The sequence below is a fragment of the Cryomorphaceae bacterium genome (genome assembly GCA_017798125.1).
GTDB lineage: Bacteria > Bacteroidota > Bacteroidia > Flavobacteriales > ECT2AJA-044 > ECT2AJA-044.
Map to the genome: position 1 here is coordinate 2,665,760 of CP059070.1, position 15,152 is coordinate 2,680,911.

At 50.1% G+C, this 15,152-nt stretch carries 15 protein-coding genes; 13 read left to right on the forward strand and 2 right to left on the reverse strand.

The features are described 5' to 3' along the window. The 9 genes from HZ996_11970 (at position 1) to HZ996_12010 (ending at position 9,131) form a co-directional block, all read left to right on the forward strand. Positions 1-1,413, forward strand: a complete 1,413-nt coding sequence (locus tag HZ996_11970; GenBank protein QTN39830.1) for a DUF1501 domain-containing protein — start codon at positions 1-3, stop codon at positions 1,411-1,413. Positions 1,414-1,423: 10 nt separating this feature from the next. Continuing rightward, entirely contained in the window at positions 1,424-2,191 is a 768-nt protein-coding gene (locus tag HZ996_11975) for a T9SS type A sorting domain-containing protein (protein ID QTN39831.1), read from the forward strand. A gap of 91 nt (positions 2,192-2,282) precedes the next feature. Beyond that, positions 2,283-4,034, forward strand: a complete 1,752-nt coding sequence (locus HZ996_11980) for an arylsulfatase (GenBank protein QTN39832.1) — start codon at positions 2,283-2,285, stop codon at positions 4,032-4,034. Between the two features lie 26 nt (positions 4,035-4,060). Beyond that, a complete protein-coding gene (locus tag HZ996_11985) occupies positions 4,061-4,954 on the forward strand; it encodes a DUF302 domain-containing protein (GenBank protein QTN39833.1) in 894 nt (297 codons plus the stop codon). After that, positions 4,951-5,601, forward strand: a complete 651-nt coding sequence (locus tag HZ996_11990; protein ID QTN39834.1) for a DUF2490 domain-containing protein — start codon at positions 4,951-4,953, stop codon at positions 5,599-5,601. The genes HZ996_11985 and HZ996_11990 overlap by 4 nt, the downstream gene beginning before the upstream one ends. A gap of 42 nt (positions 5,602-5,643) precedes the next feature. Further along, positions 5,644-6,801: an acyltransferase family protein gene (locus HZ996_11995; protein ID QTN39835.1), complete on the forward strand. Its 1,158-nt coding sequence runs from the start codon at positions 5,644-5,646 to the stop codon at positions 6,799-6,801. Beyond that, positions 6,801-7,550 carry a methyltransferase domain-containing protein gene (locus HZ996_12000; GenBank protein ID QTN39836.1) on the forward strand — a complete coding sequence of 250 codons (750 nt, stop codon included), beginning with the start codon at positions 6,801-6,803 and terminating at the stop codon, positions 7,548-7,550. The genes HZ996_11995 and HZ996_12000 overlap by 1 nt, the downstream gene beginning before the upstream one ends. Positions 7,551-7,605: 55 nt before the next feature. Beyond that, a complete protein-coding gene (locus HZ996_12005; protein QTN39837.1) occupies positions 7,606-7,998 on the forward strand; it encodes an SRPBCC domain-containing protein in 393 nt (130 codons plus the stop codon). Next, on the forward strand, positions 7,995-9,131 hold the full coding sequence (locus tag HZ996_12010; GenBank protein QTN39838.1) for a hypothetical protein: 1,137 nt from the start codon (positions 7,995-7,997) through the stop codon (positions 9,129-9,131). Before HZ996_12005 ends, HZ996_12010 begins: the two co-directional genes overlap by 4 nt. Here the strand turns inward: HZ996_12010 and HZ996_12015 are convergent. Further along, positions 9,128-10,441 (reverse strand): MFS transporter, encoded by a 1,314-nt coding sequence (locus tag HZ996_12015; GenBank protein QTN39839.1) that lies wholly within the window; start codon positions 10,439-10,441, stop codon positions 9,128-9,130. The two genes, HZ996_12010 and HZ996_12015, sit on opposite strands and share 4 nt — an antisense overlap. A 186-nt stretch (positions 10,442-10,627) precedes the next feature. On the opposite strand from HZ996_12015, the gene HZ996_12020 reads away from it, so the two are divergent. From HZ996_12020 to HZ996_12035, 4 genes are all read left to right on the forward strand, one after another. Then, the gene (locus tag HZ996_12020) at positions 10,628-11,530 is read left to right on the forward strand and encodes a hypothetical protein (protein ID QTN39840.1); all 903 of its coding nucleotides are present in this window, start codon (positions 10,628-10,630) and stop codon (positions 11,528-11,530) included. Next, positions 11,527-12,381, forward strand: coding sequence for a pirin family protein (locus HZ996_12025; protein ID QTN39841.1), 855 nt, complete (start codon positions 11,527-11,529; stop codon positions 12,379-12,381). The genes HZ996_12020 and HZ996_12025 overlap by 4 nt, the downstream gene beginning before the upstream one ends. Before the next feature lie 109 nt (positions 12,382-12,490). Continuing rightward, positions 12,491-14,002 (forward strand): NADP-dependent isocitrate dehydrogenase, encoded by a 1,512-nt coding sequence (locus HZ996_12030; GenBank protein ID QTN39842.1) that lies wholly within the window; start codon positions 12,491-12,493, stop codon positions 14,000-14,002. 76 nt (positions 14,003-14,078) lie between these two features. Next, the gene (locus HZ996_12035) at positions 14,079-14,675 is read left to right on the forward strand and encodes a Crp/Fnr family transcriptional regulator (GenBank protein QTN39843.1); all 597 of its coding nucleotides are present in this window, start codon (positions 14,079-14,081) and stop codon (positions 14,673-14,675) included. Positions 14,676-14,858: 183 nt separating this feature from the next. Here HZ996_12035 and HZ996_12040 read toward each other — a convergent pair whose 3' ends face one another. After that, complete coding sequence (locus HZ996_12040; GenBank protein QTN39844.1) at positions 14,859-15,065, reverse strand: hypothetical protein; 207 nt, start codon at positions 15,063-15,065, stop codon at positions 14,859-14,861. Positions 15,066-15,152: the final 87 nt, after the last annotated feature.

Below are 15,152 nucleotides of genomic sequence, written 5' to 3' on the forward strand. Positions count from 1 at the left end.
ATGTCCGAAAAAAGAAAAATGAGTCGTCGCAAATTCCTGGGCACCATGAGTTGTGCGGCCATCGGCTCCACCACGTTCTACTCGACCTTGTTCAATTTAGGCATGACCAATATTGCCGCCGCACAGTCTCCTCGACCGCGTGCGGGAATGAATGACTACAAAGCCTTGGTCTGCATCTTACTTGAAGGGGGAAATGATTCCTTCAATATGCTGGTACCGACGGACAATCCGGCCTATCAAGCGTATGCCCACACGCGCTCGAATCAGGCATTGGCCCTGAACAGCCTGCTCAGCTTGAATCCTCTGGGCGGGAACTCCCCTGCATTGGGCATTCATCCCGCAATGATCGAGGTGCAACAACTCTTTAACTCCGGCAAGCTAGCGTTCATTAGTAATGTCGGCACCTTGGTAGAACCAACGACTTTATCACAGTTTCTGAATGGCTCGGCTCAAATGCCCTTAGGCTTGTTTTCACACGCCGACCAGATTCAGCAGTGGCAAACCTCCGTTCCACAATCACGAGGCGCACTCGGTTGGGGAGGAAGACTGGCCGATATGCTTCAAAGCATGAATCAGAACCAGAACATCTCTATGAATATTTCGCTTTCAGGTCGGAATGTATTTCAAGCAGGTAATGCCACAACGGAATACACCATCACCAACAGCGGGACTGGAAGCGTGGGAATCGAGGGATATAACGGGCCAGATTTCATCCACGAAGTGGGGACCGCTGCCGTGGACAGCCTGATGGACCATCACTACAATGACATCTTCAAAAACACCTACGCCAATGTAGTGAGCAACGCGCAGGATACGCATGAAGTCTTTAGTTCGGCTACAGGTAATATACAACTCAGCACGGCCTTCTCTGAAAATGAACTCTCCCAAAACTTAGCCATGGTGGCCAAAACCATCGGGGCTCGGAACACGCTGGGACTTTCGCGCCAGACCTTCTTCATCAATTACGGAGGATGGGACCATCACGATGAACTCCTCAACAATCAAAACGCCATGCTCACCGTCGTTAGCAAGGCACTGGGCGAATTTGAATCTGCTCTTCAAGAATTGGGGGTCGGGGACCAAGTGACCACCTTTTCCATTTCTGACTTTGCCCGAACCCTTACTTCCAATGGAAATGGGACCGATCACGGCTGGGGAGGCAATGTCATGGTCATGGGCGGCAATCAAGTAAACGGCGGTCAAATCTATGGCCAGTACCCAGATTTAGCCATCGGTAGTTCTCTTGATGTTGGGAACGGGGTGCTCATCCCCACCCTTTCGACCGACGAATACTTCGCTGAATTGGCCAAGTGGTTTGGCGTATCGAACAGCGACTTGCTTTCCATTTTTCCGAACCTATCTAACTTCTATTTACCGAGTTCCACTCCGCCCATTGGATTCATGAATATTTAAGCCCCCTCCCATGAAAATGAACAAGTTTATCGTCACTTTCCTCTGTGTTATGCTCGTCACCGGCTGGGCTCAAGGCCAATGTGTGGAACCGGATGCCTCCATTTGGGATAACCCGTGGCAATCCTGTGAAGTGAAGCAATGTCCTAATCGCAATCGGGCCGATGGTCATTGGATCATGTACGACTTTGGAGAAATGCGACGGATTTCAAAAATGCACGTTTGGAACATCAATGAAACCTCCATCGTGAACCACGGATTCAAAAGCGTCTCTGTAGACTTCTCTTCCAATGGGCGTCATTGGACCGAGCTCGGGACCTACTCTTGGCCTATGGCTTCGGGCTCCAACATCTACGGAGGGTTTGAAGGAGCGGATTTCGCCGGCGAATCTGCACGGTACGTCCTTCTATATGCTCACGAAAACTGGGGTGGTGCATGTTCGGGACTGACTGAGGTCAAGTTCAATTTGATGCGGAACAACGACGATGCTCTGACAGAGTTCTTCAGCGCCATGGAGGATGAGGATGCCCTACTCATCTACCCCAATCCTGCTCGAGATCAAGCTTCGCTGGTTTTCCAATCCGCCACCCAAGGCGAAGGGTATATTCAGGTGTTCAACTTCTTGGGACAAAGAGTCTTCGGTGCTGACCTTGAGGTCTTTGAAGGGCCTAATAGATACACCCTACCCGTAGAAGGTTGGGCCAGTCAGATCTATGTAGTTTCCGTACATGTTCATGTCGATCAGGAGCCGCTTGTGGGAAAACTAGTGGTCAATCGCTAGGCATTTCGGTACGAACGGCAAATCCACGAGGGCTACATATCGGCCCGTAGGGTCAAAAAGATATTATCTTAGGGCACCTAAACCCTCTTCTATGAAAAAGTTGCTCGCACTTTTAGTGATTTCTAGTTTGGTCGTTGGCTGCGGAAGCCCACAAGAATCAGAAAGTCAGGAAGCCGAAGCGGCGACCCCGATGAACGTTCTCCTCCTCGTTGGGGATGATATTGCCTTTGGAGATCTCGGCATATACGGGTCTGAAATCAACACACCGAACTTTAGTCGACTAGCGGAATCAGGTGTTCGCTTTACGAATTTTCATGCCTCTCCTGTATGTTCAGTCACGAGGTCCATGTTGCTTACGGGTTGCAACAACATAGAAGTTGGTCTAGGCTCGTTCGACTACTCCTTTTATCCACCGTCAAAAGGACAACCGGGATACGAGGGCTATCTAACAGACAACGCGCTTCCCATAACACAGCTCTTTAAGGATGCTGGATACGAAGTCTACAAAGCGGGTAAATGGCACTTGGGAGGCGAGGCCGCCGGCGGTTACGGACCGCTCCATTGGGGCTTCACCCGTGAATTTGGGATTCTTTCTGGGGGATCGAACCACTGGAATAATTTGAGAATGACTCCGGACTTCACGGATCCGGATTATATGAACAAGAAATTTGAGGAGCACTGGACCCTCGATGGGGAGCACTACGACCGGCCCGAGGGCATCTACTCCGGAGAACTCTACACCAATCAAATGATCGACTTCATTGAGGAGGGAAGAGAAGCCGGCAACCCTTGGTTCGCCTATATGGCCTTTACCACGGCGCACTTCCCTATTCAAGCACCGCCCGAACTTATCGACAAACACTACGAATTCTACCTTGAGAAAGGATATGAAGGTCTCAAGCAGTTCCGCTACGAACGCCTCAAAGAAAACGGCTTGATTTCAACCGAGGCAGACCCTTCTCCAGAAAACGACCTGGTGAAAAAATGGGACGAATTAAGCGAGGAGGAAAAGCGTTTTCAAGCACGAGTGTTTGCTACCTATGCCGCGGAAATTGAGGACCAAGACAATCGTATTGGCCAGCTTTTGGACTACTTGTCTGAAACGGGTCAATTGGACAACACCATGATCGTGTACATCTCGGATAACGGTCCGGAAGGAATGGAGGCGGAAAATCCGCACACAGGAAATGCAGAGTTCGGTCAGTGGATCGCCAACAATTACGACACTTCCTTTGAAGGGATTGGAACCGCTAACTCGAGCAACTACATCGGCACTTCTTGGGCCAATGCCGCGACTGGCGGGCTTTCTTGGTGGAAGTGGTTTGTTGGCGAAGGAGGCGTTCGCGTTCCTATGGTCATTGTACCTCCTGGCGCCTTCAGCAGCGATTACGACCGATCGGGAGAGATGAGTAATGCCGTGATGTCGGTCAAGGATCTTCCCATGACTATACTGGACTACGCGGGAATTGATCATCCGGGCAGTGAATACAACGGTAAAACCGTGGCCGCTCCGAGCGGTATCAGTGCACGCCCCTACTTGGAAGGTACTTCAGATATCGTTCGCTCTGAGGATGACTGGTACGCCTTTGAACTGTTCGGAAACGCATACTTGATGAAAGGCAATTACAAGTTGATGAAAGTTCGTCCTGGCATGTTCGGAGATGGCATTTGGCATCTGTACAACGTTGTGGACGACCCTTCTGAACAACACCCACTCGAAGAGGAGCTTCCTGAGCGATTTCATGAAATGATGGCTCTCTACACCGCCTACGAAGCAGAGCACAATCTGGTTGCAGTGGATTCTGAATGGAATGCTTTCCAAGCGGCGAGCGAAGGAAACTAATTGAGCGGGGCTCAAAATAACCGACTATGAAAACCACAATTCTTCTTAGTTTCTTAAGTCTTGGCCTGAGTTCATGCCTCCTCCTCGACAATTCTTCGAGTCAAGAAACCTCCGAAGCTCCGATTGCGCAGCAAGTCCTGGAACAGAGTGAAATCTTGCGCCAATCGGCTGAAAACTACCGAGAAGTAGCGGTTCTCGATCACCACAAAATGGCGGCTGAGGAAGGGGTGTACACGCCTCCGGCCATCTTACATCTGTATTCAGATCCGGAAATCAACACCCCGCTCATCAAGATCAACCCGAGGACCGGTTTGGACCTCCCGCTCAAAGTTCTCATCTATTCGGAACCCGACACCAACGAGGTATTTGTAGCCGAAACTTCTGGTGCGTTTTTGTGCCTACGGCACGATGTGCCTTTCGAAGCCGCAAACGACCACAACGCGGCGCTTGAGTCTTTGCTCGATTCCACAGGCTTAGAGCCTCGCGAAACGGACTTGGACTCCGTAGGACTCAACTTCGGAATTGTAGAGCTGCAATCGGATTACAACTTTGATACAACGGTGGCCCAACTTAAGGCCATCGTCAATGCTCAATCCGACACTCGGTGGTTTGGGGAGGTAGACTATCGAGCCGATGCCCTGGCCCTTGGGGACAGCATACAGCCTTGTACCTTGCTCCTCTTTGGAGGACCCGCACCCGGTGGAAAGGCAATGATGACCACACCGCGCATTGGTCTTGATGCCTTTTGCCAAAAGCTACTCGTATACGAAGCAGAAGACGGTCACGTCCATGTCATTTACAACGACATCCCGGCCTTTGCCCAACTCTACTACGGTCTACAAACCAAGCCTCAAGAGCTCATCCGTCAGCGATTGGAGGCTACCTTTACGAGTGCCATAACCCGCAATACCGAAGAATGAAAAAACTCCTCGCCCTACTCCTTTGCCTTCCTCTTTGGTCCGTGGCACAAGACAGTCCATTGGGAAACTGGATCAATTACTTCGGAAACAAGGTCATCAACGAACAGTGGAATTGGCATAACGAGGTCCAATACCGGAATTATAACGCTATTGGTGATCTAGAACAGCTTCTGATCCGAACGGGTGTGGGTTACAACCTGACCGAGGGCAACAACAACGTTTTGCTTGGATATGGATATATCCTCAGTGAAAACTACGTGGGCGAAGAGGAAAAAGAAAGTGTTAACGAACACCGAATCTTTCAGCAATTCATCACCAAACATGCGATCGGCGTGGTCAACGTACAGCACCGATATCGCTTTGAGCAACGCTGGGTCGAGTCCGATTTCAAGATGCGTCTTCGCTACTTCCTGTCCCTAAATATTCCACTCAACAGAAAGCCCATCACGGACGGAAGTTGGTACGGTTCGGTGTACAATGAAATCTTCCTGAATACGGGAGAAAATGTGTTTGACCGTAACCGCTTGTACGTAGCCTTGGGACATCAGTTCTCCAAGAAATTCCGTTTAGAAGTAGGCTACATGAACCAATACCTACCGGGATTGGATCGGGATCAAATCAACATCAACTCCTTTTTGACCTTTTAGGGGAAATGAGGCATCGCGCCGTAGGCGCAAATTCAAGTCCATATGGCACACCCTTCAAAATCGGAACGACTTCACGCCTTAGACGCCTTGCGCGCCATCATGATGCTCTTGGGGATCGTCATTCATTCCGCCATCACTTATGGAACAGTCGACTACGGGAGTGCTTGGAGTTTGAAGGATCCCGTAAATCACTGGTCCAATGATTTTATCGTTGCCTTTATCCACGCCTTTCGCATGCAAATCTTCTTCTTGGTTTCAGGCTTCTTTAGCGCCCTGCTCTTTTACGATCGATCGCCAGGACGCATGATTCAAAATCGCGTGAAGCGCATTGCCCTTCCCTTTATCGTTTTTCTCTTTGTTCTGTGGCCAAGCATCAAATTCGGTTTTGTCTATACAGGGTCGGTATTTTCTGGAGAACCTGAATCCTGGGGCCTTGCGGTGACTGATCTTTGGAGCCTCGGCTCGATCCTCCCCAACAACACCTTCCACCTGTGGTTCCTGTACACCTTGATCTGGATCACTATGTTCAGCATTGGTTTTGCCTTCTTCTTTGTGCGGTTCAAGAAGATGGCCTCTAAAATCCATCAGGGCTTTCGTTTCGTATTACAGCGACCACTGCTACGCCTGCTCGTCTTGGGGCTATTGACCATGGGCGTCTACGGGAGCATCAATACGTGGTCCGCTCCGGTGTCCGGATCGTTCATTCCAAACTTTTTGTCCATCGTATACTACCTCTTTTTCTATCTCATCGGCTGGGTCCTCTTCAAATCCAAGGACCTCCTAGGCCAGATGGAGCGGGGCTTTGGCTGGAACTTCGCCCTAGGTATGGTGCTCTTTTGCATTCACTTCTTCCTGTATGATTCGTGGAGCTTCTGGGAGCACGTGGCAATAAAATCGCTGATGGTATGGGGCTTGATTTTCGGAATCACGGGAGCCTTTATTCGATACGGAAGTGACCACTCCCCCACTATGCGCTATGTGAGCGACTCCTCCTATTGGGTGTACCTCGTGCACCTGAGCTGGACGGCCTTCTTGCCTGGGCTACTGGCGGATTGGGCTGTTCCTTCTACGGTTAAGTTTTTGACCGTGGCCGCCATCACATCCGTCTTTTGCTTTGTGACCTACCACTACATCGTACGGGCCACCTTTATCGGCGCTTTCTTGAACGGACGTCGGTACGAACGTAAATTGCCTCGATAATGGACCAAATGGAATTATTGATCGACCTGCATCGAGGCAATCCTCGTCAAGGACCGGGAAGCACAGCGAGTACGCTGAGGGCCTTAAAGGCCTGTGGCCTTCCTCGCGAGCAAAGGCTTCGGGTAGCGGATATCGGTTGCGGTTCAGGGGCGCAAACCCTAGTACTGGCTGAGGAGCTCGAGGCGGATATAGTTGCCGTGGACCTGTTTCCTGAGTTTACGGAAGAACTGAATCATCGCGCCGTAAGCGCAGGGTTTCATGACTCCATCAAAACGGCTAATGAATCTATGGAGGCCCTTTCCTTGGAATCGGAATCCGTGGATCTCATTTGGTCGGAAGGGGCCATCTACAGCATGGGCTTTAAAGCGGGGCTCCAGGCTTGGCGTCCATTCCTGCGTCCCAATGGCGTCTTGGCGGTGAGCGAAATCACGTGGACCACAACGGATCGACCCCAAGCATTGGAGGAGTTCTGGGGTGCGGAATATCCTGAAGTGGGGACTGCTGAAGAGAAAATGGCCGATCTCCGTGCGGCGGGGTACCAGGTCCTGGAGCATTTCTTCCTCCCTCCTTCCGATTGGCTCGATGAATACTATCTTCCTTTGGAGCAAAGCTTTGAGGGCTTTCTGGATCGACACCAGCATTCAAAAGAAGCTCTTCAAGTTGTTCAGCTCCACCGGGACGAGATTGAATTCTACCGTACCTATCAGGCCTACTACAGCTACGGATTCTACATAGCACAAAAGGTCTGACCACCCCATAGCACGACCTGATTTCCGTATCTTAACCTTCGCAAAAAAGAAGGTCATGCGGGATCATATTGAACTAGACGAATACTTTGACATTAGCCCATCTGCGCTGTACACCGCTTGGCTGACTGGAGAAGAGCATGCAGCGATGACCGGAGGAGCCGCCGAGTCTGTACCTGAAGTGGGAACGGATTACACGGCTTGGGATGAATACATCTGGGGGCAGCACCTCGAACTAGTTCCAGATCAACGCATCGTTCAATCCTGGCGATCGACCGAATTTGCGCCCAACGAGGAAGACTCCGTCGTGACCATCACCTTAACTCCTGAAGGCTCGGGAACCCGGCTCCATTTAAGCCATACAGATATCCCAACGGGCGATGGAGAACGCTACCGAAAAGGCTGGATAGAACACTACTTCACGCCCATGAAAAAACACTTCAGCTCATGAGAACGGCATGGATTCTATTCTTGGCCCTTATGATCGTTGCCTGCGGTAAAGATGAACCCACGGGCAATGCTCCCTATGAGCCCACCGAACGCGAGCTGCAAATCATGTCTTGGTTGGAACAGCAACAACTGCCCAACGGGCTTTTGGAAAGCACTGAAAACAACAACTTTGTTTCGACCTATGACCAAAGCCTGGCCGCGATGTGCTTCATGTTGCATGACGATTTCCAGCGGGCAGAGGCCATTTTTGATTTCTTCAAAGGCCGCCGGGCCTCGGAGCTCAATTCGGGCGTTGGAGGATTCTCGCAATTCAGAGATCGCAATGGGGTTCCCGGAAATCATCGATGGATGGGGGATAATGCTTGGCTCCTCTTGGCTTTGAATAACCACAAGGCCCTCACGGGCCGATCAGATTACGATGCCCTCATCGCCGATCTGTCATCTTGGTTGATCTCCCTTCAGGATACCGTCGACGGTGGGCTGTGGGCGGGATACAATGCCGATGATGAATTGCTCGCCTACAAAGTCACGGAAGGCAATCTCGACGCCTTCAACGCCATAGATGGCTACACCGATTTCCACGTTCGCTTGATGAGATTCTTTGACGCCCATCGTTGGAACGAGCCAGATCAAGCTCTGATGTCCTGGCCGGAAAATCCTCCCTATAAATACGCTGTGGATTGCTTTAGTTGGGCGTATTGCGCGTTTCCAGGCTACCCCCACACCACGCTGAGTCGAGCACAGCGATTCATCAACACACAGACCTCTACCTTAACCGGCGCCTCAATAGAGGGGTATGATATTGACGAAGATCGAGATGCCATCTTCATGGAAGGAACTGGACAAATGGCCGTGGCTTGGAAGATATCCGGCAATTCCTTCCAATACGATCGCTTTATGGCTGAGCTCGATAAGGGCTATGTCTTGAGCACACTGCATGAGGACGCCGGGGGTTTCCCCTATGCTTCCAATCCGGGAACAGCTTATGGCTCTGATCCTTATTGGGCAGGTGCCGATACGGAAATCGCAATTTCCCCGGGAGCGTGGTACGTATTTGCGCTTCGCGGCTTCAATCCTTTTGCCCTTGGCCTCGACAAGGAGATTCCAACCGAGGATCTCTTCTGGAACCCTTAAACGGGTTGAGTCAGCTTTGGGGTCCGATCCTTGGGCAACAACAATAGAACAAGGAGAATCGCAAAGAGCAAACTGCTCAAGGCGAACAATTGTGTATGAAGCTCCGCGTAAAGCAGGCCGCCACCGAGCATTCCGATCATCGATGCCACACTTCCCAAGCTGCTGGCATACCCTTGAACGGCTCCCTGAACTTGGGGAGTTCCCATGCGCGATAGCTGAGAAAGGTAGGTGGGCCACATGATCCCATTACCCGCAGCCAACAAGATGCCCGCCAGAATGATTAAAGGCAGCTTTCCGGTTGCGATGACCCCAAACCCAATGGTCAAGATGACAGCCCCAGAAATCAGAATCCACTGCGGCGAACGATGTTTGCTGAGCCATCTGAGTACAGGGCCCTGAAACAGGATCATGATCAGACTTGTCCCGGTTAAAAAGAGACCAAGCTCTGTAGTAGTCCAGCCCAGATCATCACTGACGTACAAGGGCATTCCTAGGTAATAGAAACTAAAGGCCAACCACGTTAAAAAATATACGGCGAACATGACCGGCATGCCTTTGATCGCCAACACCTCTGACCAAGTCGTTTTCGCCTCAGAAGCCTCATTATTGGTATAGCAATCCTTCTGCTCTACTTGGAAAAATTGACGGATGGACTTCGCCTTTCCTTCGCGGATGGGTCCTTCACATGGCCGGTTTTCGTACATGCGGTATTGAATGACAAATAGAGCAATCAGAGAAATGACCGCAGCGGCTATCACGGGGAGCAAAGTCCCCAGTACCGTGGAAGCCAATAAACCTGCAAAGGCCGGCCCTATGACCATTCCTAAACTACTGGCCGATGCCATCTTTCCAAAATTTGCCTCACGATCATTTTCATCCGTCACATCAGCCAAATAGGCATTGGCTACCGAAACATTACCTCCGGTATATCCATCCAGCATTCGGGCTAAGAAAATCAGGGCAAGCGGAACAGTCATAACGTAGGAATCGGACTGCCCTCCTTCCCACAAGGTCCATTTAGGCAAGAGCAATGCCGTGATAAACAAGATCCAAGCCAACAGTGTCCCCCCTTGACTCAACAAAAGAACTCGTTTTCGACCGATTCGGTCAGACAGTTTGCCCAAGCGAGGTGCACCAAAGAATTGAAAAAAGGGATAAACAGCCCCCAGAGCTCCATAGAGCAAGGCATTTCCGCCCAAGTCGCGCACCATGAATATGAGAATGGGCATGACCACGCTGTAACCCAAGACCCCAATAAAATTGACCATTAATATGGGGAGTAATCTATTTTGACTTGGAGAATCGGACATGCTCCAAGATACAATTCCCAACAGTGAAAAGAGTCTTCGAACTCATAATAATACATCCATCGGCTCAAGGTTAATTCTTACTAAAATTTCGATTTGGGTCTTGCGGAAGTAAAAAGAAACCATCACTTTTGCATCGTTATTTAGAATTAGTCTAATCTTCAATAAGCTAAAAAATCTGCGGTGAATATGAAACGATTCATTCTCCTTTCCTTTCTGTCAATCACTACTGCATCATTCGCTCAGACCTCTCATCAAGATCAAGACGCCGAAGCCATTAAAGGCATGTGTGGCTGTTTTGAAGTTGAATTCAATTTCGCTGAAACCTTTGTCTACGCTGAGGACAGCACCTATACCTCTAGCCCGGTTAAACAAGCGTCTGCACTGGAATGGGTGGAGCTTATTGAAGATACGGACGACAAGCTGAGTTTACAGCACTTGCTCATTGTAGGACCTCCTCACGCGCCAACCATCGTGAAACATTGGCGTCAGGACTGGCTCTTTCAGAACACCGATTTCTACGACTACTACGCGGATAATGAGTGGGTACACCTTGAGCGCACTCCGGAAGAAGTGGTTGGTCAATGGACCCAGCGGGTTTATCAAACTGATGACCGTCCACGCTATAGCGCAAGTGCCTCTTGGGTCCATGTTGACGGCCGCAGTTATTGGGAAGCGGAATGCTCAGCGCCTCTTCCTCGACGCGAATACACCATTAGGGATGATTACAATGTCACTTACCGCCGCAATCGCCACGAGGTAACTTCAGAAGGGTGGATCCACGATCAAGACAACGATAAAATTATCCGCACAAAAGGTGAAGAGGACCTCATCGTCGCACAAGAGAAAGGATACAACACCTATCGATTGACGGACCCTAACAGATGCAAAGCGGCGCGAAAATACTGGAAACAGAATAAGGATATGTGGAGTCATGTTCGTACCACATGGGAGCAGTACTACGCCAAGCACGAAGACCTTATTCTTCGTGAAGAGGTCGATGCAAAAACACTCACCCAACACTTGAATGAGGTAGATCCGAAAGCCAAACCAGAGGAAATTGACGAGCTGGTTGGTAAATTCGTGAAATGATCCGATACCTCCTTCCTGTACAGGAAATAGACATGGGTGGCATACCCATCCTACAAGCACTACCCACGCAACGCGTGGAGCAAGTAGACCCTTACTTGCTACTACATCATGGCGTCATCCACACCAACCCGCTGACAGACGCCATGCACCAGGGAGTCGGGCCGCATCCCCACCGCGGCTTTTCTCCCGTCACCTTTGTCATCGAAGGTGCAATTCACCATCGAGATAGTCGAGGCCATAACCAAATTGCCCGGGCAGGTGAAGTCCAATGGATGCACGCGGGTGCGGGCATTGTGCACAGCGAGCGACCAACCCCAGAACTAGTTGCATCCGGAGGTCACCAAGAGATCATACAGCTGTGGATCAATTCTCCTGCTTCCGCAAAGATGAAAACGCCAACGTATCAGTACTTGGCCGAGGAAGAAATACCTACATGGTCCGCCGAAGAAGGTATCCGTATCAAGCTTGTAGCCGGAACGTACGACGGACATCAGATAGCTACAGAGACGCAAAGCCCACTGTTGATTTTATGGGTTGAAGCGGAAGCCGGAAGTACGTGGACCCTCGACATCCCCACCGAGATGAACGCATCGATTTACACGATCAAAGGCGGCATTTCTATAGAAGGCTTTGGACGGGTGGATGCCCGCACCCTCGCTGTTGCACAGGAGGGGCTCGATCAATTAAGTATAGAAGCTGTTGAATCTGGGCAATTTCTTGTTTTGGCCGGAGCGCCCATTGGTGAAAAAGTGACCCAATGGGGGCCTTACGTGATGAATTCACAAACGGAAATTATGGAAGCGCTTCGCGACTACCAGATGGGGAAAATGGGAGTCCTAATTGAAGAGTAAGAAGGCCTACTGGATTTCAAATCGACATTTTTCTGAGGATCAAGAACCTTTAATTGAGTTGACCGTATAATAGTTACTTTTGTCTTATCAATAGTAATACTATTATATCATGAGCACTACACAAACTACACCTCCTCCGACCCAAACATTGACGAAAGTCGCCGTTGCACAAGGCGACGGGATTGGACCGGAGATTATGTCTGCTACGCTGCGGATTCTAGAAGCTGCAGGAGCCCCCATTGACCCTGAATTCATTCAGATTGGAGAGAAAACCTATTTGAATGGAGACGCCTCGGGTATTGGCGAAGATGCCTGGGAAACCATCAACAAAAACAAACTCATCCTCAAGGCGCCTATTACCACTCCTCAAGGTAAAGGATACAAGAGTTTGAATGTAACCCTGCGGAAGTCGCTAAACCTCTACGCCAATATTCGACCCTGTCGTTCCCTTACGCCCTTTGTTCCCAGTCTTCACCCCAATATGAATGTGGTGGTCGTTCGCGAGAATGAAGAAGACCTCTACGCGGGAATCGAGCACCGCCAAACGCCAGAAGTGCTTCAATGCTTGAAGCTCATCACCATCCCGGGAAGTCGCAAGATTGTCCGTGAGGCTTTTGAATACGCCCGAACCAATGGTCGCAAAAAAGTGACCTGCATGGTGAAGGACAACATCATGAAATTAACGGATGGCGCCTTCCACGATATGTTCAAAGAAATTGGCGCCGAGTATCCCGATATCGAACAGGAAGTTCAAATCATCGACATCGGCGCGGCGCGCTTGGCCTCCAATCCACTGAACTACGACGTAGTGGTCACCCTTAATCTTTACGGAGACATTATTTCAGACATCACGGCAGAAATTGCAGGATCTGTTGGACTTGCTGGGTCGGCGAACATCGGAAAGAACTTCGCCATGTTTGAAGCGATTCACGGATCGGCCCCAGACATTGCCGGGCAAAACATCGCCAACCCCAGCGGGCTGCTCAACGGAGCAGTGATGATGCTCCAGCACATCGGCGCCACAGACATCGCAGAGAATATTACCAACGCTTGGTTGAAGACCTTAGAAGACGGGGTTCACACTGCGGACATCTTCAGCGAGAACTTCAGTACCGAGAAAGTTGGCACTCAAGAATTTGCCGACGCAGTCATTGCTCGATTGGGTCAACGCCCCAGCACATTCGAGCCTGCGAAGTACGCTGCTTCATCGCGCCGTGAGGCGCAAAACGAGGTTGTAGAAGAATCGCTTCCAACTCCGAGCAAGGAGTTAATGGGAGTGGATGTCTTTTTAGACCACGCGAATAAGGATGCTCAAAAACTCGGAGAGGCCTTGAGTTCTTTAGAAGGCGCGCCACTGAAATTGAAGATGATTACAAACCGCGGGGTAAAGGTTTTCCCGAATGGCAATCCTGAGACCTTCTGCACGGACCACTGGCGATGCCGTTTTGTGAGTTTGGACTCCAATATTCAAGTATCTCCACCGGATTACCGACCTGTTCACGCCCTTGAAGTCATCGAGCTTCAGAAAACGCTGACTGAGCATGGTTTTGATGTCATCAAAACGGAAAACCTGTACTTCTTTGACGGAGATCGCGGTTTTAGTCTTGGACAAGGCGAGTAAAACGCTCTTAGCATAAGTGAAGGCCTTGCGATTTCCGCAGGGCCTTTTTATTTTAACAGCATCAGTACACCCACCTATGGCCGATTTGGCATCCACTGTACGGTTTTTAAAAGACACCTTCACCACGGTCAGCCTCAACGACCTCACGGAGATTGTTAAGGCCTCGAAAATCCGGAAGTATGAAGCGGGGACCCTATTGCTGCATCAAGGTGAAAAGGAAACAGACGTGCGTATTTTAATGAGTGGACTTGTGCGCTTGTATACCATGCAGAGCGATGGAGAAGAGAAAACTCTGGCCTACATGGAGCGCGGTGATCACGTCGCTTCGGTTCAAACGGTACTTCGTGGAGAAGCCGGTCTGTTCTACGCGGAGGTCATGGAGCCCATTCAGTGCCTTCAGTTCGATTCCAAAGTAATGGACGAGCTCGAGAAAAGGAATCCAAGATTACAACAGTTCAAGGTTCGGGGTATGGAACGGGCTCTGGATAAGATGATCGACTTGGTTCAATTCCACATCCTATACAAACCGGAGGAGCGTTTCAAAGTCTTTGCCGAACGTCATCCCAAATTATTGGATCGCGTTTCTCAGAAGAACTTGGCGTCTATGCTCGGAATGACGCCAGTATCGCTCTCGCGGATCAAGAACCGGCTCAAAGAAGAAGAAAATGATTGAGAATTAACAGACGTTAATTCGGTTCCCGACGATTTGCCCTTGTTTTGCTTCGTAGAACAAACAAATCCCCACTATGAACCGCTTCACCACCCCGCGCACCCAACAACTTCTCATCAAAATCGCCTGCGCCACTTTCTTTCCATTGATGTACCTCATTGGGCACGCCATAGCGGCCTGAGGACTTCAGGGGTGGTCGTAAAAATGACCGTCTTCCCATCGCTTATCGCTTTCGACACCATCTTTGAGGACTTTATAGACCATCCAAAAGACCGGAATCGGACTTAAGAAAAACAATAGCGAAGTTAGGGGTACAATACCCAGGAATGGAGAAAGGGCATAGAGTACTAAGTAAAGTGTGGCCAGGAGAATCGGGCCTTTGACGTTTTCCATATTCAGTGAACATCCGCGAGGTTTTATTGGTTCATCGGCGCAGTTAGTTCTCTGAAAAAGAATACCTTATTGGTCAACCTTCAACCC